Origin of the sequence: Bacillus sp. FJAT-27245, from assembly GCF_001273955.1 — a bacterium.
Lineage (GTDB): Bacteria > Bacillota > Bacilli > Bacillales > Cytobacillaceae > Bacillus_D.
The window spans coordinates 1,046,125-1,069,108 of sequence record NZ_LIGI01000001.1 but is presented as its reverse complement, the minus strand read 5'-3'; the positions used below and the strand labels follow the sequence as shown (position 1 = coordinate 1,069,108).

Sequence of the window (22,984 nt, the reverse complement as noted above, 5' to 3'; positions counted from 1 at the left end):
AATTTTCCCAACCTCGGAGTGAAGCCGGGATACGCCAATATTTCACAAAAAAAGGGAAGCAAGGGCCATCCAACACTCTACATTAAAATGTAAGGCAGACAAACCTTCCCGCCAAATCACAACAAAAAAAGCTGCCAAACCGGCAGCTTTTCGCACGCAATTATTCTTTAATAATCCTCATTTCCTTCAATGGCCAGTACACAACCTTTGTCGTCCCGACCACATTTTCAATCGGAATTGCCCCGATATGGCGGCTATCCTTGCTGTTTCTCCTGTTATCACCCATCACGAACAAATGGCCCTTCGGAACAACAGACTCGCCAACAGCCGTATCCTCCAGCTTAAACGAATCCGTCAGCGTACCACCCGGAATCTCCTTTTTAAATTCGTCAAGGTACGGCTCATCATACGCCTTGCCATTCACATAGAGCGTATCATCCTTGTACTCGACCCGGTCCCCCGGCAGCCCAATGATCCGCTTTATGTAATCCTCCCGCTCATTCGCATGGAAAACCACAATATCAAACCGCTTCAGCTCGCCAATCTTCGTGACAATCATCCGTTCATGGGTCTGCAAGGTCGGTTCCATCGAAGCACCCTCAACCTCAATCGGCGTAAGGAGAAAATTCCTTATCAAAAAAGCTAACAGAATCGCAATCACAATGGCTTTTCCCCATCCAAGCATTTCTTCCCTGCTATTCACCATTCTCTTCATCCTCTCACGTTAGCCATGGCAGTTTTTTTACCAATCAAAGGCACATTTCGCCAAATAAATCAAGCCACAAAAACAGGGCGGTTCCTATTCAGGAAGCGTTTCATACGCCATTTTCCCAATAATCTCCCGATGCTGGGGATACTCGTTTTTCAATTCCTCCTGGGTAAAAAGCTCGAAATCCACATATTCAAAACCAGGAGACACCATGCAGCCAACAAGCGCATACGTGCCATCCCCCGAAACAGACGACCCAAAAATCGTATTCTTCGGCACAAGAACCTGGGGAACCTCCCCCTTATCCAAATCCAGCCCGAGCAGCACTTCCTCATACTCGCCATTCTCATGGATCATATGCACCGAAAGCGAATCCCCCGCATGAAAATACCACAGCTCATCCGACTTCAGCCGATGAAAATGCGACACCTCCCCGGAACGAAGCAAAAAATAAATGCTCGTATAAAGCGCCCGCTCCTTCCCCGGCACATCCTCCTCCGACCGGTACGCCTGCTTAAAATAGCCGCCCTCCGCATGCGCCTCAAGCCCCAACCGGGAAATCCAATAATCCGCAGTCTGTCTGTCCATTCGTTCAGCTCCCAAAATCAATGTCTTTCCCTTATTTTTGCACACCCGTTCCCCAAATGACAAATGAAACTTGGACCATTTTTACGTTCAACCCTCTCTTTTTAAAAAAGGGCCTGCTTTCCGCAGACCCTCGTCCACATCAATGGCCGGCATAGGCATCATCGACGTGTTTCACGTGCACATGGTTCACTGCAATAAACACAACAGACAGCATCACAAACGCCGCGCCAACGAAGAAAGGCATGCTTGGATTAAACCATTCGGCAAGCTTTCCGGCAAGGAAAGGCGCAATCGCCCCCCCAATGAACCGGAGGAAGCTGTATGCCGCTGAAGCGGTGGCGCGCTCAACCGGCGCTGAATTCATGACAGCCGTCGTAATGAGTGTATTGTTGTTGCCAAGAAGCGCGCCCGCAATAATGACAGACACAATAATAACCCACTGCGTCGACGTCCATATCCCCATTGCGGCGAGGACGAGCGCAAACAGAGTCAACATGGCGCACATCGCCTTGACCGTCCCGAACCATTTTTGCAAATACGGCGCCGTGAACACAGACGTTACCGCCAGCAGCAGCCCCCAGCCAAGGAAGACATATCCGATGCCATGCTCATCAAGCCCCATAACAAAGGGCGCGAACGCAAGCAGTGTAAAAAAGCCGAAATTGTACAAAGCCGCACCGATTCCGAAAACAAGCAGCGCGCGGTGTTTAAGCGCACGGAATGGATCCTTGATTGAAGACTTTGCCCGGGATGCACCAGCCTGTTGTTTTGCCTGGGGCATTAACGTAATAAGTCCGATAAAAGCAATCACCATTAGGGCAGCAACACCAAAGAACGGCCCCCTCCACGACATGCTCCCAAGCCATCCACCAAGCAGCGGCCCGACGGAAATCCCGAGGCCGATTGCCGCTTCATACAGGATAATCGCTTTTGCGGTCCCGCCCCTCGACAGTGACACCATCGCCGCAAGCGCGGTTGCAACAAACAACGCATTGCCTAGGCCCCAGCCGCCACGCAGGCCGACCAGCGCCCAAATATTGTTCGAAAGGCCGCCAAGACCGGAAAATACTGCGATAATGACGATTCCGGCAAGAAGCGTCCACTTTATTCCCAGCCGTGAAGAAATCATTCCCGTCACCAGCATTGCCACAGCCATGACAGCATTGTAGCTTGTGAATAGAAGCGTCACCTGGCTCGGTGTCGCGTGAAGCTGCTGTCCAATTGCGACAAGGATCGGATCAACAAGGCCAAGGCCCATAAAGGCAATAATGCTGGCAAAAAAGACTGCCCATACCGATTTCGGCTGGTTTAACAATCCGCCTTTTGATTTCCGCCCGGTTCCGGCCGCCCCTTCCGTTCCCCGAGCAATTTCATCCGCCGCCAAAGCCCCTGCCACTCCCGCTGTTCCAACTGGGGACCCAGATTCCGCCAAAGGCACAGTTCCGTCTGCCATCACAGATCCTGTTAAAGGCTCGGTTCCTGCGGCCACCACTGATTCTGCTATTGGCGAAGTTCCTCTTGCCACCACAGATTCCGCAGTCCCCGATGTTCCAATAGTGGACACAGATTCCGCTTCTCTCGAAGTTCCATCCGTATCCGGAAATTCATTTATATCCCGCATTCCATTCCCTCCTCTAATTCATTCCTCTATTTTTTGCTTTATAGCCAAATTTTATAGTTGTATAATAAAACTACATAATTGCATTATACAACTATTATGTTTTATGTCAAGAACACGAACAGTGCCTGGCACCACCCGAATAATCCTGTTCCACAGTTATGTTTCACAGAAGCGCGAATGTTAAAAATGTGGCCTGTATGGTAAGATAATGGAAGGAAGATAGAAAAAGTGAGGCAAAACGATGAAGGATAGTAGTATAAAAATTATAGATATGGAGCTCGCCCGCCTGATTCGCCGCGTTACCTCTACAAGCAGGAAAATCGGCCATCTCGACCGCTCCGCCTATCTGATTCTATATCGGATTCTTTCTGAAGGACCCGCGGGAGTAAAGGCACTCGCCGAGGAATCGCACCTCGATATTTCCACGATAAGCCGGCAGACCGCCTCCCTTGAACAAAAAGGATACGTTGAAAGAATTCCAGACCCGATTGACCGCAGGGCCTACACACTCCAGATCACCGAGCTTGGCAAAAAGGAATTTCTTGAACACCAGAGATTGCGTTTCGCCGCCCTCGATCAAGCCCTTGCGGAATGGACTGATGAAGAGAAGGAATTATTCTCCAAACTATTAATGAAATACAACAACCCGTTTCAACATAAATAGGACCAAATATATTTTAAAGACCGGTTCGCCTTTCATTTCCAGGCGAACCGGTCTTTGCGTTCCTCTATTGGCCAATTCGCCTGAAAACCTCCTTGTAATGGTCTTCTGGAAGCAAAAAAGTGATTTTAGCTGATTCCCTTCTTACTCGAAAGTTTCTTTATCTGGATTCTGATAGCACATTGCTAGCATTTTGCTATCGATTCCCTGAATTTTTTTACTTTTATCTGGGATTTTCACTACTTATCCAGAGATTCTTTTTTACTTCTTATCCAGAGATTTTTACTTTTTATCCTTAGGATTATGAAAAACTCGTTTATCCAAAAGTTTACCGGATGTATCCGCAAATACTTCAATAGAACACCTCTCTAAACAGAACAAGACCGCTTCACTTTTTCAAAGCGAAACGGTCTTATCCTGCAAACTATTAATAAAAGCTCCCCAAATCATAGGGCCTAAAATCTTCTACCCGAAAAACCCCCGTTCCGGTGCCAAATCTCCGCTCCGCTTTAATTTCCCCCAGCCAACCCGGGTTCCCTTAAGCGCGACCATCAACGATTTCCAGGTAACCCACAGCAGCAAGTAGCGATAAACAATTCTTTGCAGAATCACCGTCATCAGCGGTTTCACACTTAACTTTTCAAACCTGAAGGCAACCAGGCTGACAATCAAATCGATTAGGAAATACGTCCCGAAAATAAGCAAGGATGTGCCTACTTCGCCAGTTGCGAGCTTCCAGATAAACAACACGTCAATAACCGGCGCAAAAAATGGCACAACGAACTGGAACAGCAGCATATTCGGCATCGCCAGGAATCCGAGTGTTTTATGTTCCCTTCCAGCGAATGCTTGCTTATGCTTCCAGAAGCATTGCAACGTCCCGAATGTCCACCTGAAACGCTGTTTAAGGAAATCACGCAAGGTTTTAGGCGCCTCGGTATAGGCCAACGCTTTTTCTTCAATCGTTACTTTATAGCCTCCACGAAGGATCTTCAAGGTCATGTCCGTATCTTCAGCCAGGGTATCATCGGAAAAATAGCCGAGCTTCTCAACGACCTGTTTCCTCCAGGCACCAATCGCTCCGGGTACAACCGTAAGGCAGTTTTGCGTGGCAAAAGCACGTTTTTCGATATTAAAACCGGTCACATACTCAATGTGCTGCCAAACCGTTAGCAGGTTCCGCCTGTTTCCAACACGGACATTCCCTGAAACCGCCGCCATCGCTCCGTCCTCGAAGTGGCCCACTAACATAGAAATTGTTTCACGGGTGACACTTGTATCGGCATCCACAACGACGAGGATTTCCCCATTCGCCTTTTTCGTTCCTTCATTGAGTGCAGACGCTTTTCCGCCATTTTTTTTACGCACTAGCCGGACATTATCGTGTTCTGAGAAATTCCCCTCCACTGTAAGGGAAGTCCCATCCTTCGAGCCGTCATCGACGACGATGATTTCAAGATTCGGATAGTCGCTATCCATGATCGACTCAATCGTCTTTTTTATCACTCTTTCTTCATTGTACGCAGGAATGACAACACTGACTAAAGGAGTAAAACTCTCTCCCTGGCTAACCTGCCGCCGCACAACTTGCTTTTTATGCTTTATAGCCAAAAAGCCTAGGACCAAAAGCCGAAGAGCGAGAACAAGCATGAAACCGATCAGCAACCCCACGGTTATTGTTTTAAAATGCGCGGCCCCCCAAAGAACGAGTTTCGAACTATGGACAATCGGTTTTTCCACATCGGCCACAGCGGGCATGACATTGTTCTTATTTTGGCCTATCAGCTCACCGACAGTCGTAAATGTATATCCCTTGCTCTTTAATTGTTCAATGATGATTGGCAGGGCTTCAACCGTTGCCTGCCTGTCCCCGCCGCCGTCATGAAGCAAAATAATATCTCCGCCGGAAGCCTGTTTCAGGACTTTATCCACAATCGCATCCTTGTCACGAAGCTCCCAGTCCCTAGAATCAACATCATAGTTTACAGTTATATAACCCATTTCCGTCACATTCTTCATCCGTTCGAAATGCTCCGGAAAATATTTTGCCTCTTCATCTCCCAAAGGAGAACGATAGAGCAAAGTAGTATGGCCGGTAATCCCCTGAATCACTCGCTGGGCACCATTCAACTCGAACTTCAACTTTTCCTTGGACAGATTCTTTGTATTCGGATGTGTAAACGTATGGCTGCCAACCTCATGGCCATCCTTAACCATCTGTTTCACGATGTCCTGATGGAGGGCCGCATTTTTCCCAATCAAAAAGAACGTCGCAGGTATTCCTTGTTCTTTCAGGATTTTCAAGATTTTTTCCGTATATTCGGGGGTTGGCCCATCATCAAACGTCAAAACAATTTCCTTCCCATTCGCTTTGCTTAACCGCTCAAACTCATATGCCCTAGGATTGGAAATATACGATTCATTCGTAATGAAGCCTTGCTTATCGAACGAAAAGCTGCGCCTTCCTTCCTCCCTGCTTTCCGAGGCCCTGTAAATATTCCCTTGCCCCTTGCTGAAAATGTTCCCGCCATTTTTGACCGTTTGCATATTTTCAAGCTTATTCCCCTTCAAGATATCCCACACCGAGGGGTCCTCTGCTCCAAGGCGCCAGAGGGCAATCCCTTTCGCACCGGCCTCTTCGGAAAGTTTCAGCTGATTGTAGAAAGTTGCACTGTCAAGAAACCACACTTCATGCACTTCACCGTTTTTCGTATATTTCACATATGGGTTTTGGCTAATATCATCCCACTGGATGTTCAAGCCTGCTTTTCCGGCAAGCCTCGTAATATCATCAAAAGAAACGGCCTCCCCCGGCTCCTGGCTTTCCCACTCCCAATCATAGCCGTAATTCCCCAGGGCCACGATAAGCTTATCCTTAGGCAATTTCTCCAGAATACTTTTAAACCAGGCGTTCGAAGCAATCGGACCCGGTGAGTCGACATTCTCATCGTAGGCCATCACAATCAACCGGTCCACATGCTTTTCCAGCTGCCGATAATCATACGCAGGATTTGCAGCGGCGACATCCATCGAGACGGTAAGCCCATCCGCATGGAACACCCCATACAATTCCCTCATAAACTGCGTCAATTCATCCCGGTCGGACCTGTCCAGATTTTCAAAGTCAATATTGATTCCATCAAAGCCATTTTTTTTAATAAGAGCATGCAGATTACTTATCAACTTCGCCCGTTCCCCTGGCGAATTCAACAAGGCACTTACCCTTTCCCGGCTCCACTTGCCATCCTGTATGTTATGTAGCAAAGGGGTAATCTTCATCCCCTTCTCGTTCGCAAACTTTACGATGTCCGGATCGATCTCGCTCTCTACCCCAAGGTCCTCATTCAGGCGCAGCCATTGCGGAACCAGCACATCAATTTCATCACTATGCTCCTTAAGCGACTGTTCACTGTTGCTGTCCCAATTCACATAAAAAGCATAAACATCCTTGTTATACGTGACTTTTTTTTGAAAAAAACTGACATCCTGTTCGGATGGATCAGGCAGTGCGGCCGCCCGCGACTCCGATGGTGCAATAACGTTAAATTCATCGGCTACCTTCATTTCCAGTTTTGGCATCACAGGATTAAAATAAAGGCCTAGGCCGGAAAAAAAGATCGCAAGCGCGAACAGTGCGGCAAAGGAAGCACAGAAAAAGACCATCACATTCCAGCGTTTACTTGATTCACTTTCAAAAATGAAATCCTTATCGCCACGTTCACCCGTTACATCCATGTTCCTACTTTTATCCCTTTTGAATTGAAATCGTTTCTTCATTTATTTACCTGCCTCGAGTCATTTTGCCCCACTCTTTTATAGGGCCTACTTATGGAAGATTCCTAAACATTTTCCAAAATAAATCTGTTCTTCAATTTTGAAGGAATTTTGGCATGTTTGAGTCTTCTATTTCCTTTATAGCCATATCAACCGTACCACTGAGGTTCGATTGTTTGATATATGCTTATTTATTCATTTTGAAAAACGCCGTTCGTGCATCTCAGCAAAAGGAACTATAAACGAACCACATTTATCTGTTGAAATCACGCTCCTGGTACTTATGTAGCATAACCCTTGATATCCCTTATCCCATCAGAATTCCATTCCCTAAAAACACCATTTACTCGATCCAAAGGCCGGTTTTTCAAAAAGAATCACTCTTTCGTAACATATAGTTAACAAGCCATTAATATAGCGGAAAAATTTTTAATGATAAAAAGGACCTCTCTCCCAGGGATTTTTCCCTAGTGATAGTGATTTTTCCGGAATATTGGGGTTTTACTAGTCATTTCGTCGAATAACGTTAAGCTGTCCCGAATGATACAATTAACCTAGAGTGCATCAAAGGAAGTGTAATAATGGAAAAAGAAAACAAGTCACCAAAAACGAACAAACGAAAAAAAGGTTTTCGAATTACGCTCGCCCTCATCCTGCTTTTATTCGCAGGGGCAGCTGTGTACGGTTACTCTGTCTATCATTCGATAGCCACCACACTAAAACAAACACATGAACCCCTGAATAGGGGAAAAAATGCCCACCGCCAGATTGATTTAACAAAACGGGATCCCTTCTCGGTCTTATTATTAGGGGTTGACCAGCGTGAAGGAGACCGTGGACGCCCGGATTCGCTCATGCTGCTCACAATTAACCCCGATGAGGAATCGATTAAATTGGTCAGCATTCCCCGTGATACATATGCGAAAATTATCGGAAAAGGGGTAGAGGATAAAATCAACCATGCCTATACATACGGTGGAGTGGATATGAGCATTAAAACAATTGAAAATTTCCTCGATGTCCCAATCGATTACTTCATCGCGGTTAACACCAATGGTTTCGAGGACCTGGTCGATGCTGTAGGCGGTGTAACGGTGAATAACACACTCGATTTTTCATACGGCAAGTTTCACTTTCCTGTAGGGAAGCTGCATTTGAATGGAGAGGAAGCCCTTAAATTCACGCAAATGCGCCATCTCGATCCAAAAGGGGATTTCGGCCGCCAGGAACGGCAGCAAAAAGTCATCCAGGCGTTTATTAAGGAAGCTGCAAACGTAAAAACACTCACAAATTACCGAAATATTTTAGAGGTTATTGGCGATAACCTGAAAACAAATTTAACCTTCAATGAGATGAAGAATATCCAAAAAAACTATTCCAAGGCGAGAAAAAACCTTGATCGCATCCAGATAAGCGGAAACGATATGAATAAAAACGGAGTCTATTATTATGATGTACCTAATGAAGAGCGGCAAAAGCTCTCACTGATGCTCAATGAACATTTGAATATTGAATCGAGCAAGAAAACCGCAAGCGCTGAAGCTAATTGAATCTCACGGAAAACCTCAAAAGCTATTTTTATAAAAGCCATGCCCATGGACACCTAGGGGCATGGCTTTTTCTTTGAACCGGCCAAACAAACAAGAGGTCCATTTAAACCATCTTGGATGTTGATAGAATCGTAGTTTAAAATGCAAAGAGGAGGCCTGTCTACGGCCTCCTTATTTTAATGGATCAGTTAAACGCATCCTTTACCGCTTCTATGACCCGTTCCTGTTCATCCAATGTCATATTCGAGCCCGAAGGCAGGCAAACACCGTTCCTGAATAAAGCCGATGACACACAATTCCCTGGCTCATGCGGGTAATAGTCGACTCCATCGAAAACCGGCTGCAAATGGAGCGGTTTCCAAACCGGGCGGGCTTCAATATTTTCTTCAGCAAGACTGTTGATGAGCTCCATCGGAGAAACGCCAGAAACGCTTTGGTCAAGTGTAAATGTCGTGAGCCACCGATTTGACATGGTTCCTTCCAGTTCAGGCATAAATTTGAGCCCACGGATGCCCCTAAGTGCTTCAGCATACCTGTTGAAAACGGCCCTTCTTGCCTCAACCCGTGCATCAAGGACCTCGAGCTGGGCACGCCCGACTCCAGCGAGGATATTGCTCATCCGATAGTTAAACCCTACCGTGCTATGCTGATAGTGAGGAGCGGGGTCACGCGCCTGCGTAGCTAAAAACCTCGCTCTTTCCAAAGCAGCTATATCATCGGAGATAAGCATGCCCCCTCCTGACGTGGTGATGATTTTATTTCCATTAAACGAAAAGATGCCAAATTTCCCAAAGCTGCCACTTTTTCTTCCTTTATATTCAGACCCAAGCGATTCAGCCGCATCTTCAATGAACGGTACTTCGTATTCATTGCAGATGGCCGAAATTTCATCCATCTTGGCGCTTTGCCCATAAAGGTTGACGACAATTACGGCTTTTGGGAGCTTATTTGTTTTGGCGGCTATTTTAAACGCCCGTTTCAATGCCTTTGGGCACATATTCCAGGTGTCGGGCTCCGAGTCAATAAAAACAGGCTCCCCTCCCTGATAGAGAATCGGGTTTGCACTGGCCATAAAGGTTAACGACGAACAAAACACCCGGTCACCCCTGCCAATCTCCAAAAGTTCCAGTGCCAGGTGGATTGCAGCAGTTCCCGAACTGACCGCTGCCGCGCCATTCACACCGGCATAAGCGGCAATTTCCTCTTCAAACGCATTGACATTCGGGCCCAATGGGGCAATCCAGTTTGTTTCAAAAGCCTCCTGGATATAAGATTGCTCCCGTCCGCTCATGTGTGGGGAAGATAGGTAAATTCTTTTTTGTTTTTGTTTAACGATCATTCAGTATCACACCCTTACCTTAGTAATTGGTTTTGCCGGTGTTCCTGCTACGGTTTCAAAGTGATTTACAGGATTGATGACAGTTGCTCCGGCCCCTACCATGCACCAGTCGCCAATTTGGATGCCTGGTATGACAGTTGCGCCGACCCCAATCTGCGTTCCTTCCCCAACTCGAACCCCGCCTGTTAAAGCGGCATTCGGACTCACATGAGTGTAATCTTCCAGAATCGTATCGTGTTCAATCACGGAACCGGTATTTAGGATTGCATGATTACCAACTGTAGCAGCTGCATTCACGATGCAGTTGGGCATGATGACCGTCCCGTTGCCAATCCTTGCCGACATGCTGACTACAGCAGTTGGATGTGCAAGGACAGCATAACGGTCCAGCGGCAATGAAAGCTCCCCGGAAATCTTTTTCCGGGCTTCATTATCTCCTATGGCAAGTACAAACTTCATACTCTTGTCGGTTTGCGAAAGTTCCTTCGCCAGGAAAACCGGGCCATACACTATCCCATCTTTTTGCTCGACATAATTAAATTTGTTATCAAGGCGTGCTGCTATTTTATATTCATTCGACGAGAGAACAATATCTTCGACTACTTTGCTGTGGCCGCCCTGGCCAATGATGCATAGTTTTATCATGATTTACCCCCGTTCCGATGATCCCTTGAATTTTTCAACGGTAGCAATGCCCTGCTGGCTAATCCCTTCGGATTTAACGACCTTGTAAAATGTCATGAATAAAATTTTCATATCGAGCCAAAAAGACCGGTTATCGACATACCACACATCAAGCGCGAACTTTTCTTCCCAGGAAATATCATTACGCCCATTTACCTGGGCCCAGCCAGTGATTCCCGGGCGAACCTCATGTCGGCGCGCCTGCTCCTCTGTATAGAGTTCAAGGTATTCCATCAATAATGGGCGTGGCCCGACAAGGCTTAAATCGCCCTTCAATACGTTCAGCAGCTGCGGCAATTCATCGAGGCTCAATTTTCGCAGCATCTTGCCAAATCCCGTCAGACGCACATCATCCGGGAGCAGTTCCCCGTCTTCCCCCCGCTCATCTGTCATGGTCCGGAACTTATACACATGAAACGGTTTGCCATGCAGGCCGGGGCGCTGCTGTTTAAAAAGAACCGGGGAGCCGAGTTTTATCCTTACAAGGAAGGCTGTCAGTAATAGAACTGGCCAAAGGAAGGCTAATCCAATGAGTGCACAAGTAAAATCAACTAATCGTTTCATGTTATTTCACACCACTAACATCATTTACGATGAACGTTTCAAGGCTGTCGGCGAGCTTTCCCCAACAATAATTTTGTTCAGCGTATTTTTTGAGCTGGTTTCCTTCCCGCTCCAATAGCTTAGGGTTCCGGTAATGCTCCTCGAGCCAGTGTGCAGTTTCTTCTATATCGTTGTTTGCATAGATGCCGCTTTGGCTGCTTAATGACCCGATTAAGCCCGGGTCAGTAATCATGATAATCGGGAGGCCCGCTGCCATATAGTCATATATCTTGTTCATGCTGAAACCCCAATAATAAAGAGGCGAATCCATGATCGAGAGGATTCCCATCTGCGCCTTGCTCAACAGGTAAGGAATTTCCGTTTTCGGAATGGCATCGTGAAACGTGATATTTCGGATCCCTTCCCGCTCAGCTTTTTCCATAAGCCTGCCTTTTTCCGGCCCATTGCCGATAAGGAGCAGATGCAAATCCGGATTGTTTTTTAAGCGTGAAAATAACTCGATGACTGGCTCCAGGTCATTGGCAATACCATGGGAGCCGGCATAGACAACAACAAACTTGTCTTTTAGCTTACTGAACAGGATGTCAGTCTCGACTGATTTTTCCAATTGGTCGTATTTTGAGAGATCCACGCCATTTGGCAAGTATATAACCTTGTTCGGGTTAACGCCTCTCGCTTGTATGTAGTACTTTGCTTTATCAAACAGGACGATGATGCGGTCCGCCTTTTTATATAAAAAGCTTTCCAGCCGGTACAGGGCGACTGCCACCGGATTTCCCGGCGACAGCTTTCCAAAGTCGACGAACGTTTGGGGCCATAAGTCCCGCTCTTCAAAATAGAATTTGCACCCGGCTTTCCTGGCAATCAGGTATCCTACGATAGCTGCGAGCGGGTGGACGCTCGAGCCGATCACGATGTCGGGCTTGCTTTTGCCGCAAGCCGCTCTCCCAATTTTATGGCTTTTCCACGTGTAGCTCATGATATTTTTGACTCTTCCCACGATACTTTCATATGGAGGAGTATGAATCCAAACATACTTTACTCCATCAATCATTTCTGATTTGTATTCGCTTTTCTCTCCTTGGAAAACCATCTCTTTTTTTGAAAAGTGATTAAAGGAGGAAGCAAAGATTGTAACATTGTATCCTTTATCGGTGAGATGCTTGGCTAAATCGTAGTGCCTCGTTCCACCTACATGAGTAGGAGCGGTTGCATAATGGTTAAATATCCAGATGTTCACTCAGGCACCTCATTTCTTCTCTTCTTTCTACTGGCCAATCGCTTTAAGTTCCTCTTGCTGGTTATCATTCTGGTGTTTCGTATAGAATTCTACGATTTTTTTAATCACATAATCTTGTGCTTCCCGCTCCAATTCAGGATACATTGGGAGTGATAAGGCTTCTTTTGCGGCTTTTTCCGTTTCCGGCAGGTCGCCTTCCTTGTAGCCAAGATTTTTGAATACTGGCTGGACATGCAATGGCAGCGGATAATAAATCATTGTTGCAATGCCCGCCTCTTTCAGGTAGTTCTGCAGTTCGTCCCTATGCGGAACCCTTAGTGTGTACTGGTGGAAAACGTGATAATTTCCTTCTTTTTCAGTTGGCGTTTGAATGACGTCGGCCAATTGTTCGTTCAGCTTTTCGGTATAATAGGCTGCCCTTGCACGGCGGGCTTCCGACCACTTATCAAGATGCGGGAATTTCACATTCAGGATTGCTGCCTGCATTTCATCAAGCCGGCTGTTGTAGCCCAGTACATGGTGGTAATATTTCGGCTTGCTTCCATGGACACGGATGACACGCGCTTTTTCAGCGAGGTCCTCATTGCTCGTAATAATCATGCCGCCGTCCCCATAGGCTCCAAGATTCTTTGTCGGGAAAAAGCTGTACGTAGCCGCTGTCCCAAGTTCGCCAACATTATAGCCCTTGTATCTTGCTCCAATTGCCTGGGCCGCATCTTCAATTACCGCCAATTGATGCCTGTCCGCTATTTCCTTGATTTTGTCCATATCGGCCATTTGTCCATACAAATGAACCGGGATGATTGCTTTTGTTTTAGCGGTAATCGCCGCTTCGATTTCGGAAGGATCGATGTTAAAGGTAACCGGGTCAATATCGACATAAACCGGGGTTGCGCCGGCACGGACAATTGCCCCGCCTGTCGCGAAGAACGTAAACGCGGTCGTGATGACCTCATCCCCTTCTTTGACTCCGGCTGCCTGGAGGGCAATATGGATCGCATCGCTGCCGTTTCCGACCCCGATCCCGTAGCCTGCAGCGCTGTACCTGGCTACATCCCCCTCAAGTTTCTTAACATTTTCTCCTAGAATAAAACGGGAAGAAGACATGACTTCATCAATCGTCTGAAGGATTTCTTCTCTCATTGATTGATATTGTTCAGATAGATCTAGCATTTGAATTTTCATGGACATATACCTCTTTTGAAAAATTTTCGTTAATCAGTTGTTCATAGGCGTCAATGAGCTTTTTGCTCTCCGATTCCCAGTTATACTCGGTTTCCACAGCCCTGCGCCCGTTCTCACCCATCTGTTTTGCCAAAGCGGGATTTTCCTGAAGGAAACCAATCGCCTCGCTTAGCTCGTTCGGATTAGCGGGGTTGACGCAAATGCCACAATTATGTTTTTCAACGATTTCGCGCCATAAGGGAAAATCGGAGCAGATAACGGGAATACCAGCGGACATATATTCAAACATTTTGACAGGAAGCGAATATTTAAAAGGTTCATTTTCCTCAAGGACGACAAGGCCTGCCAATGAATTTCCCAGTAAACCGGCAACGCCCTCCTTGTCCAAAAAGCCAACATAGTTTACTTTTTCGTTTTTCATCTTTTCAATTCTGGCTTTGTCAGCAGGATTGTGGAAATTGCCTGCCAGATACAGGTTGCAGTTGGACAGGCGGATGGCTTCTTCCATTACATATAAGCCCCTGTCCCCTGCCAATCCGCCTATATAGCAAACATACTTTTCTGCCTGGGAGACCGGGTTCAAAACCGCAGGCTGTTTTCCCAGTTTTGGATAGTTCTTCACATCAATTCTTCGCGGGTTGTATTTTTCGAACTTTTCGCTAATATGCGGAGTCGCCGCGCATATGAGATCAAACTTCCTGGAGGCATTCTTCTCCACAATCTGAATGCCTAGCGACATTGGCTTTTTCAGGAAATTAGGGATGTATGGTTTCCGGTAAATTTGCATCGGCAAATCTTCATGGACGTCATAGACCACTTTCTTGCCGAGCTTTTTTAGCTCCCTGCCAACAAAAATCAATTCGGGATCATGGAAGTGGTATACATCCGCATCGATTGCTTTTACCTGGGCCAAAATATATCGTTTATTTTTCACAATTCTTTCGAAACGGTTTTTATTATGAACCCTAAGCCGTCGGAGATGCACCCCGTTTATTGTTTTCTCGGGGGCATCCGGTGCGAGTAAATACACCTCATGCCCAGCCCTGGCAAGGGATACACATTGCTTCAGGTTGATTCTTATATCGGTGTAAGGGTGCACAGATGTCAAATGACATATTTTCACGATGGTACTCCTTCTGCTTTAGTTTTCTTAAAGATTTGAGAAAACAGCCAAATAGCCGTAATCTCAAACAGGATGCCGTGGGTCACCAAGCTTGTCGGCAGCGCTGAATTGATAAGTGCCATTGACGGAATGACGATCAATGGCGCCGAAAAATAAATCGGCACATTCCTTGCGACACTGTCCAGCATTTTCAACACCACTCCGAGAGTAATCGAGTAGACAATAATCCCCATGATTCCGAAGTTGGAAAAGGCATCACCCAAATAGCCGACATTCGGGCTGAAGTTTTCATTGTTAAAGACCACACTGGCAATAACATCTACCGGAGTTGGGCTGTTATAGGGATTTTCAAATAAAAAGGATAAAAAGGAATGTGACAGTTTCATCGTTTCATGTGTGGAAAAGAAATCGAAATAGACAAAATGCAGTTGGGCTGGTACGAGCAGCAATCGCCTGACAAAAATGGATGCTGTATTGATATTGTCAAAGACGCTGTAAAGCAGCACCGACAATGAAACGATGAAGAGCACGCCGACAGTCATCATTTCAAGAACAAGATTTCTTAATCTGATGTTTTTCAAGACATAGTACAAACCAATCACGACGACTGGCGAGAACAGGAAGCTTTTTAAGCCTGTCATGCCAAAAAGCAGCAGCTGCAGGAACAGGAAAAGGCAAAATAGCGGTTTCTTCCGGCCCTCCAGCGCATAAATGAGCATCGACATATTGATGGCATAGGCCTGCCAGGTAACAAGATAATTCATCAGGCCGGAATTATTTTGCTGGTACACGCTCCGGACGTCATAAACTGCAAGCAGGTTGAAGCTCAGCCGCGAAAGCCCCCCAGTTGCGATTAAATAGGCGTATACATAGAGGGTGATTACGGCAAGGAGGAAAAAGACCGGCTTGACACTGTCTTCAATCATGATGACGCGAAAGTCTTTCAATCTTTTAACAATCCAAACTGTGAGCATGAATCCAAACAGAATGCTGTACAAATACAGCCTTGCTCCGTCCTGCATTGAATAAAAGGTTAAGAGAGGGACCAGAAGATTAAGCAAGATGATGTACAGGATCACTTTGCTCGGCTTCTCCATTTCCTTTGTATACATAACAACCCCGGAGATTAACAGGAATAACAAAAGCCACGACTCACCGTATTTAATGTAATTTTCCTTAATGACAAATCCCGAATAGGCAAAATTCCCGACCAGAAATGTCTTATACGCATAATCGAGAATGAACTTGTAAAGAAAAGCCAATAAGAGAATAAGTGTATAGTTTTTTTTATTGCCCATGCTGTTTACTGCTCCTACCTTTGTTTTTTCAGCACCCTGAAGATCATCCCGTACAATAGGGCATAGCTTGCGACTGAACATATTCCAAAAAGCCTGATCAGCTGATAGAAATCATATTCGAATAAGAAGCCGGCCAGAAATGGCACTACTGTCAGGATGAGCCGTACAATATCCCAGATAAGCTGCAAATCCTGCCTGTTTAAAATATTCAATGTCTGGGACAGAGGGCTGACGATAAACTGGGCAAGATACATCAGGGACAGGATTTGAATGATTGTTCCCGTTTCCTTCCAGGCATTGCCGAAAATGAGCCCGAACAGGCTCTCTCCGGCAAAATAAAGAATGCCGATTGGAATCATCCCGACGAGAAGCAATTTAAAAGACGTCTTTATAAACATCCGTTGCAGTTCGCCGGGAGTTTCGATTTTCGCCGCCGTCCCGTAGAAAACATCAGCGACCGCCCGCCCAATAATGGACAGGGGTGAAACAATAACCCGCTGGGCGAGCGCGAACAGCCCTACCTCCGCCTGGCTGTACATCGCACTAAGCAGGATTGGGGCCAACTGAAGGCCTGCGCTGTTTATAAATGACGAATAACTTGAAATAAGCGGGAATTTCCGGTATTTCCCGGCAACTTCCCTTATTTCATTTAAGCTGATTAAATTGGCGGATTTCCTGATTTCCCTGAACATTTTCATCATCAGCTTAAAGCCGCCGAGGATTCGGCCCATCACATCACCGGCAACCAATCCTACCGACTGAAGGGAATACAGCCCCGCCTGTCCTCCGACCGTAAAAAGCGACTTGTTGACCTTCAGGATAGCCAAATCCTTGTACTTGCTTTTATGAATCCCGTAATAATTTGTTATCGCAGTAATTCCTTCTCCTAAAAAAGCAAGCGGCAGCAGCCAAAAAAGAAACTCGGCAAACTGTTTTTCAAAGAAAAAGAAACCGAGTATGAAAACCGCCGCCGTGCAAATAATTGTTGTGCCGCCCAGGATACCAAGGCACAGCACAACCAGGTTCAAGAACTTCTGTTGGTCCCGTTCAAGGGGCAAGGCAAGTTCATATTTCAGGCTTGTAAACACATTAATCATCGCCACGACCGAGATGAATACAGCCAGTTGGCCAAAAACTTCTGGAGAATACAGCCTTGTAAGAAGAGGGGATGATGCGAAAATCAGCCCCTGTGACAGTACGTTCCCGCCCAGTACAATGAATACTGACCGGTTAAATGATATTTTTTTAGTTGACAAGCTTGGCACTCCATCACTGTTTCGAATTTAGGCTCCTCGCCACGAGGAGTGGTTTTGTTAAATTTGTTGATTTACGCTCCAGGCGCTTCGCTTTCCGCGGGCCTTTCGGTGAGCCTCCTCGGCGTAAGCGCCTGTGGGGTCTCACCAGTCCCGTGCATCCCGCTGGAGTCTTCGCGCCTTCCGCTCCAATCGTCTACTACAAAATTCATTAATAAACCAGCATTTATGGTGAAGAAACCTAATTTAGATTTTTTGGTAGATTCCCGAGAATTCTTTGCTTGGTTCAAATGTATTCCGTGTGTCCAGAATAAGCTTTGCATTGTTTTGCAGCATTTCATGGTCAAAGCAGCTGTGATTCGTCGTAATTAATACAAGATCTGCCTTGCTCAGCAGGTCCTGGTCCAACTCCTTACACGCAACTTGCTCCCCGTTGAGGGTGAATTCCTTCACATACGGATCAACTGCCACCCAATCGGCTCCCGCCTTTGTCAGTCTTTCCAATATTGGCAATGCCGGAGATTCGCGGTAGTCCTCGATGTCTTTTTTGTAAGCAACGCCAAGGACAACGATTTTGGAACCGTTGATTGCTTTGCCTTGATCATTCAGCATTTCAGCGCAGCGCTGCACAACAAAATCAGGCATGCTGTCATTGATTTCGCCGGCCGTTTCAATCAGCCGCGTATGATAGTTATATTCGCGCGCTTTCCAGGTCAGGTACCACGGATCGATTGGGATGCAGTGCCCGCCAAGGCCAGGGCCCGGATAGAAAGGCATGAATCCGTATGGCTTCGTTGCCGCCGCATCGATGACTTCCCACACATCGATGCCCATTTTGTTGCAAAGGATCGCCATTTCGTTTGCTAAGGCGATATTGATATTACGGAATGTGTTTTCAAGGATTTTTTCCATTTCAGCTACGGCCGGGCTTGAAACCTCATGTACTTCCCCTTCGAGCACAGAGCGGTACATGGCCGCCGCTACTTTTGTACAGGCCGGTGTCATGCCGCCGACTACCTTTGGGGTATTTTTTGTATTAAACTGTTTGTTTCCCGGATCCACCCTCTCTGGTGAATAGGCGAGGAAAAAGTCTTCGCCACAAACAAGGCCGGATTGCTCCAGGATTGGCTTGATCAATTCCTCAGTTGTCCCCGGATATGTTGTACTTTCGAGAACAACGAGCGTTCCTTTCGTAAGGTGCTCGGAAATTGCTTTTGCAGAGCTTTCAACATACTTCATATTAGGCTGCTTATAAATGTCCAATGGTGTCGGCACGCAAATCGCAACCGCGTCCACTTCGCCAATAAAATTGTAATCGGAGGTCGCCATCAGCTTCCCTTCCGCAACGAGCGCTTCCAGGTCAGCCGGGATTACATCCCCGATATAATTTTGTCCTTTGTTTACAGCGCGGACTTTTTCCTCCTGTACATCAAAACCAATGACATGAAAACCAGCTTTCGCTTTTTCAACCGCGAGCGGCAAACCGACATAGCCAAGCCCGACTACACCGATGGTCGCTGTTTTCGTGTGAAGCTTGTTTATCAGTTCTTCGGCCAATTTGTTTTCTTTCACTTCAGTCATCATAGTAAAACTCCTCTTCTCATTCCGATTGGCGAGTTAGTTCTTGCTGTTTCATAAAATGCCAGCACCAGTTCGAGCGCCCTTTTGCCATCCTCGCCTGTTACAAGGGGCTCGCGGTGTTCCTTTACGGCTAGAATGAGATCGGAAATCGCCTGCTCATGACCCGGAATTCCCAATGGGTCTGCTTTAACTTTTTCCATAATCTGTTCCGTTTCCGTTTCAGACAAGCTCTGAACATCAAAATGTTCGAACGAAAGGGCGTTTTGGCCGCCGATCTTAACCGTTCCTTTTTCTCCAAAGATGGTGATTGACTCCTCGAAATTGCGGTAATAAACGGATGTCGATGTTTCGACCATTCCAAGCGCCCCTGATTCAAACCGGATCAGCCCGGCGGAAACCTCTTCCGTGTCCATGTTTCCAAATCCCGTCGCCATGCTGAACACCTGCTCCGGCTGTCCCATGAACGATAGGAGCAAATCCAGATAATCAATTGCCTGGCCCATTAGTCCTCCAGCCTCACGCAGTTTCGCTACCCGCCACAAAGCCTCGTCGCAGAAATCCATGTTTCTGTTCAAGTTGATCCTCGCGCTCGCGTGGCTGATTTTTCCGAGCATTCCTGCGTCAATGATCTTCCTCAGTTCCATGACGACAGGGCGGAATCGGTGTGGATGGACAACTGTAAGCTTCACACCATTCTCCCGGCAAACCTCCACAATCCGTTCCGCTTCATCAAGCGTCATCGCCATCGGCTGGTCTAGGACGATATGTTTCTTTGCCATGGCTGCCTGCTCGGCCATGAATGCGTAAGAACTGGCTGGAGTACAGATGCAAACCGCATCAACCGCTGCATCCGCCAGTATCGCATCGTAATTTTGATGAGCCCGCGCCCCGTACTCTTTCACATACGGCTCCATGGCTGATTCGTCGATATCGCAGACGGCGGCCAATCTTGCTTCGGGAATCCGCTCGATTGCCGTTGCATGTTTCCGTGCCATAAATCCACAGCCGATCATTGCAAAATTCATAAAAGGAACGCCTCCCTGGGCAGCGCATGCCATTTTGTTGGTTTTCTGGCTCACTTAATCACCGACAGTTGCTTTTCTTTTTTGTTAACAAGATTCAAAACATAGTCTTTAAGCTCACGTTCATTGAATGAATAGTAGTTTTGGATTAGATTCGATATCATCTCATAATTGCTTAGCGAAGCTTTGCCGACAAGGATCTTCGGATAGATCGGCACATCATTCACTTCATTTTCATTTAGAAGCTCTTCAAACATCTTTTCCCCAGGACGAATGCCGGAGTATTTAATGTTGATTTCATCGAGTGAAAAACCGGAAAGTTCAATAAGGTTTTTAGCCAAATCAACAATCTTGACCGGCTCGCCCATATCGAGGACAAATACTTCCCCGCCCCTGGCAAGGGAACCGGCCTGAATAACAAGCCTCGATGCCTCCGGAATGGTCATGAAGTAACGGGTCATTTCAGGATGGGTAACTGTCACTGGCCCGCCAGCCTTGATTTGCTTTTTAAAAAGGGGAATCACACTGCCCCTGCTGCCAAGCACATTCCCGAAGCGGACGGCAACAAACTTGGTCGCGCTTCGCTGGTCAAGGTGCTGGATGACCATTTCCGCTATTCTTTTCGTCGCCCCCATTACATTCGTCGGGTTGACCGCTTTATCGGAAGAGATGAGAACAAACGTGCCGACATGGTTTTGGTGGGCTGCTTCTGCGACATTTTTTGTTCCGAGGACATTGTTCTTCACAGCTTCCCTTGGGTTATATTCCATGAGCGGAACATGCTTATGCGCGGCTGCATGGTAGACGACATCCGGTTGATGCTCCGCCATTATTTCCATCATCCGTTCCCGATCCTGGATATCGCCAATCGCCGGGACAATTTCCACTGTATCCCCATACTTATTGCGAAGTTCCATGTCAACCAGATAAATACTGTTTTCTCCATGGCCAAGCAATACAATTTTTTCGGGTGAGAATTTACAAATTTGCCGGCAAATCTCCGACCCAATTGAACCTCCCGCGCCTGTTACAAGGACTGTTTTCCCGGATATGTATTCAGAGATGCCTTCAATATCAAGCTCTACCGGTTCGCGGCCCAGCAAATCCTCTACTCCCACATCCCGAAACTGGCTGACGGCGACCTTTCCGAGCATGACATCCTCAATCTTCGGCATCACCTGCGTCTTCACTTTCGCCTTTGAACATTCGAGATAAATTTTGTTCATCTCAAATTTCTTTAATGAAGGGATGGCGATGACGATTTTATTGATTCCAAATTTCTCTACGGTTTCAACAATGTCATTCGTTGTCCCGGCTACCGGTATGCCCAATATATGCAATTTCAATTTCCCCGGGTCATCATCAATAAAAGCGGCAGGTACAAGCCTCAATTCAGGATTGTTTATGAGCTGCCGTGCCACGAGGGTTCCCGCCTGGCCGGCGCCTATGATAAGCACTTTTTTCATGCCTTGTTTCGGCTTAAGGCAATGGTCCAGATACAAGCGCCAGGAAAACCGCGAGCCACCTACGAAAAACATTGTCATCATCCATACGGAAAGCAGCATCCTTGGGTAAAAATTCGACAATGTTAACAGCTGGAAAGCTGCTGTCGTAACGATTGTAAGTGTGACGGCTTTGAAAATGCTTTTCAGCTCCATGACACTGGCATATTCCCATGATTTGTTATACAAATGAAAACTGTTTGCGAAAATATAATAGCTAATTAGCAAGATAAGAGAATTTAACAAGAGCTCTTCATCAGGGACTGATCTCAGTAGCGGATGAAATTGGATATAGCTGATAACCGCTGCGGCCAACACCAATACCGAGTCCAGAACTGCCAATAACAGAAAACGTTTTTGGTAACTCATCAAAATCCTCCTTTTTAAAAAAGTTCTAAACGCTAAGCGTTGCCCGCTGGCTTGGTTCCTCCGAAGAATTGGGAAATTATTTTTAACAATATTTAATTCGATTAGTCCTATTGGCTAACTTAGTTTTGTGAATAAAAACAGCCATTTGCCAAGCGTTCTTCAGAAGATCCCAAGAAGCTTTTTTCTTTTCACCTTTTGCGGCTCATCTTTATAGACGTTTTTCCCTTCAACCAACCGTTCGGCATTCTCCATAAAAAAGTAGGAAACATCGCTGCCGTACCTGGTTTTTAATTCATCAAAAGCCCTCTGCATATGAAACGTGCGGCGTTTTGTATTGTGCGCATCCGAAGCGATAAAATGGACAAGGTTTGCTTCAATAAGCTGCCGGGAAAACCTCTTTATATTCTTTCCGAACACGCCACAAAGGCTGGATGCGGTCAGCTGCGCCAATGCCCCATTTCGTATTAGCCCATAAAGGATTTCCGGTTGCTCAAGAATTCCCTGGTTCCGCTCAGGATGGACAATTATCGGAATGGCGCCGGAATTTTGCAGCTCGTATAAAATATGTGAGGTATATCTAGGTACATGGCCCGACGGTAGTTCGATAAAAACATATTGAGTGTTATTCAGCGCCAAGATATTCCCTCTCTGAAAATCTTCGAGAAAGTCCCCGGTAATAGCCGGCTCCTGCCCAGGCAAGATGGAAAGCGGGACATCCTCCTCCCTAAGCCTGCGGTTCAATTCAGCGGCCTTCTGAATAACAGCCTCTTTCGGATTTTCGTAAAAACGATTACGATGGGGCGTTGCGATGATTGCCTGTATCCCTTCCTTTACAGCTTCCCGCGCCATTTCAACGCTTTCCTCCATCGATTTTGCCCCGTCATCAACGCCGGGAAGTATATGACAGTGAATATCGATCAT

The 22,984-nt window shown here is 46.5% G+C and carries 19 protein-coding genes; 2 read left to right on the top strand and 17 right to left on the bottom strand.

Annotation, left to right across the window (positions count from 1 at the left end; translation table 11 throughout):
* Window positions 1-160: 160 nt before the first annotated feature.
* The 3 genes from lepB to ADU24_RS05190 form a co-directional block, all read right to left on the bottom strand.
* A complete protein-coding gene (gene lepB / locus ADU24_RS05200) occupies window positions 161-706 on the bottom strand; it encodes a signal peptidase I (protein ID WP_053365630.1) in 546 nt (181 codons plus the stop codon).
* A gap of 93 nt (window positions 707-799) precedes the next feature.
* Window positions 800-1,297, bottom strand: a complete 498-nt coding sequence (locus ADU24_RS05195) for a cupin domain-containing protein (RefSeq protein WP_053365629.1) — start codon at window positions 1,295-1,297, stop codon at window positions 800-802.
* A 139-nt stretch (window positions 1,298-1,436) separates the two neighbouring features.
* Complete coding sequence (locus ADU24_RS05190) at window positions 1,437-2,918, bottom strand: MFS transporter (RefSeq protein WP_231689565.1); 1,482 nt, start codon at window positions 2,916-2,918, stop codon at window positions 1,437-1,439.
* Window positions 2,919-3,159: 241 nt separating this feature from the next.
* Between ADU24_RS05190 and ADU24_RS05185 the strand changes: the two genes are divergently transcribed.
* On the top strand, window positions 3,160-3,582 hold the full coding sequence (locus ADU24_RS05185) for a MarR family winged helix-turn-helix transcriptional regulator (RefSeq protein WP_053365628.1): 423 nt from the start codon (window positions 3,160-3,162) through the stop codon (window positions 3,580-3,582).
* 462 nt (window positions 3,583-4,044) lie between these two features.
* Here ADU24_RS05185 and ADU24_RS05180 read toward each other — a convergent pair whose 3' ends face one another.
* On the bottom strand, window positions 4,045-7,356 hold the full coding sequence (locus ADU24_RS05180) for a polysaccharide deacetylase family protein (RefSeq protein WP_053365627.1): 3,312 nt from the start codon (window positions 7,354-7,356) through the stop codon (window positions 4,045-4,047).
* A gap of 578 nt (window positions 7,357-7,934) precedes the next feature.
* Between ADU24_RS05180 and ADU24_RS05175 the strand changes: the two genes are divergently transcribed.
* A complete protein-coding gene (locus ADU24_RS05175; RefSeq protein ID WP_053365626.1) occupies window positions 7,935-8,903 on the top strand; it encodes an LCP family glycopolymer transferase in 969 nt (322 codons plus the stop codon).
* 184 nt (window positions 8,904-9,087) lie between these two features.
* Here the strand turns inward: ADU24_RS05175 and ADU24_RS05170 are convergent, their stop codons facing one another.
* From ADU24_RS05170 to ADU24_RS05115, 13 genes are all read right to left on the bottom strand, one after another.
* The gene (locus tag ADU24_RS05170) at window positions 9,088-10,242 is read right to left on the bottom strand and encodes a DegT/DnrJ/EryC1/StrS family aminotransferase (protein WP_053365625.1); all 1,155 of its coding nucleotides are present in this window, start codon (window positions 10,240-10,242) and stop codon (window positions 9,088-9,090) included.
* A gap of 6 nt (window positions 10,243-10,248) precedes the next feature.
* Window positions 10,249-10,887: an acetyltransferase gene (locus tag ADU24_RS05165; protein WP_053365624.1), complete on the bottom strand. Its 639-nt coding sequence runs from the start codon at window positions 10,885-10,887 to the stop codon at window positions 10,249-10,251.
* 3 nt (window positions 10,888-10,890) lie between these two features.
* Window positions 10,891-11,490, bottom strand: coding sequence for a sugar transferase (locus ADU24_RS05160; protein WP_053365623.1), 600 nt, complete (start codon window positions 11,488-11,490; stop codon window positions 10,891-10,893).
* A gap of 1 nt (window position 11,491) precedes the next feature.
* Window positions 11,492-12,730, bottom strand: coding sequence for a glycosyltransferase family 4 protein (locus ADU24_RS05155; protein ID WP_053365622.1), 1,239 nt, complete (start codon window positions 12,728-12,730; stop codon window positions 11,492-11,494).
* Window positions 12,731-12,757: 27 nt separating this feature from the next.
* Window positions 12,758-13,915 (bottom strand): DegT/DnrJ/EryC1/StrS family aminotransferase, encoded by a 1,158-nt coding sequence (locus ADU24_RS05150; RefSeq protein ID WP_053365621.1) that lies wholly within the window; start codon window positions 13,913-13,915, stop codon window positions 12,758-12,760.
* Window positions 13,887-15,038, bottom strand: coding sequence for a glycosyltransferase family 4 protein (locus ADU24_RS05145; RefSeq protein WP_053365620.1), 1,152 nt, complete (start codon window positions 15,036-15,038; stop codon window positions 13,887-13,889). The genes ADU24_RS05150 and ADU24_RS05145 overlap by 29 nt, the downstream gene beginning before the upstream one ends.
* Window positions 15,035-16,336, bottom strand: a complete 1,302-nt coding sequence (locus ADU24_RS05140; RefSeq protein WP_053365619.1) for a hypothetical protein — start codon at window positions 16,334-16,336, stop codon at window positions 15,035-15,037. Before ADU24_RS05140 ends, ADU24_RS05145 begins: the two co-directional genes overlap by 4 nt.
* A 14-nt stretch (window positions 16,337-16,350) precedes the next feature.
* A complete protein-coding gene (locus tag ADU24_RS05135; protein WP_053365618.1) occupies window positions 16,351-17,592 on the bottom strand; it encodes a lipopolysaccharide biosynthesis protein in 1,242 nt (413 codons plus the stop codon).
* A gap of 71 nt (window positions 17,593-17,663) precedes the next feature.
* A complete protein-coding gene (locus tag ADU24_RS23270; protein WP_197277474.1) occupies window positions 17,664-17,801 on the bottom strand; it encodes a hypothetical protein in 138 nt (45 codons plus the stop codon).
* 34 nt (window positions 17,802-17,835) lie between these two features.
* Window positions 17,836-19,173, bottom strand: coding sequence for a nucleotide sugar dehydrogenase (locus ADU24_RS05130; protein ID WP_082306817.1), 1,338 nt, complete (start codon window positions 19,171-19,173; stop codon window positions 17,836-17,838).
* Window positions 19,170-20,195, bottom strand: coding sequence for a Gfo/Idh/MocA family protein (locus ADU24_RS05125; protein WP_053365617.1), 1,026 nt, complete (start codon window positions 20,193-20,195; stop codon window positions 19,170-19,172). The genes ADU24_RS05130 and ADU24_RS05125 overlap by 4 nt, the downstream gene beginning before the upstream one ends.
* Window positions 20,196-20,245: 50 nt before the next feature.
* Window positions 20,246-22,063, bottom strand: a complete 1,818-nt coding sequence (locus tag ADU24_RS05120) for a polysaccharide biosynthesis protein (protein WP_053365616.1) — start codon at window positions 22,061-22,063, stop codon at window positions 20,246-20,248.
* Between the two features lie 159 nt (window positions 22,064-22,222).
* Window positions 22,223-22,984 carry a tyrosine-protein phosphatase gene (locus ADU24_RS05115; RefSeq protein ID WP_053365615.1) on the bottom strand — a complete coding sequence of 254 codons (762 nt, stop codon included), beginning with the start codon at window positions 22,982-22,984 and terminating at the stop codon, window positions 22,223-22,225.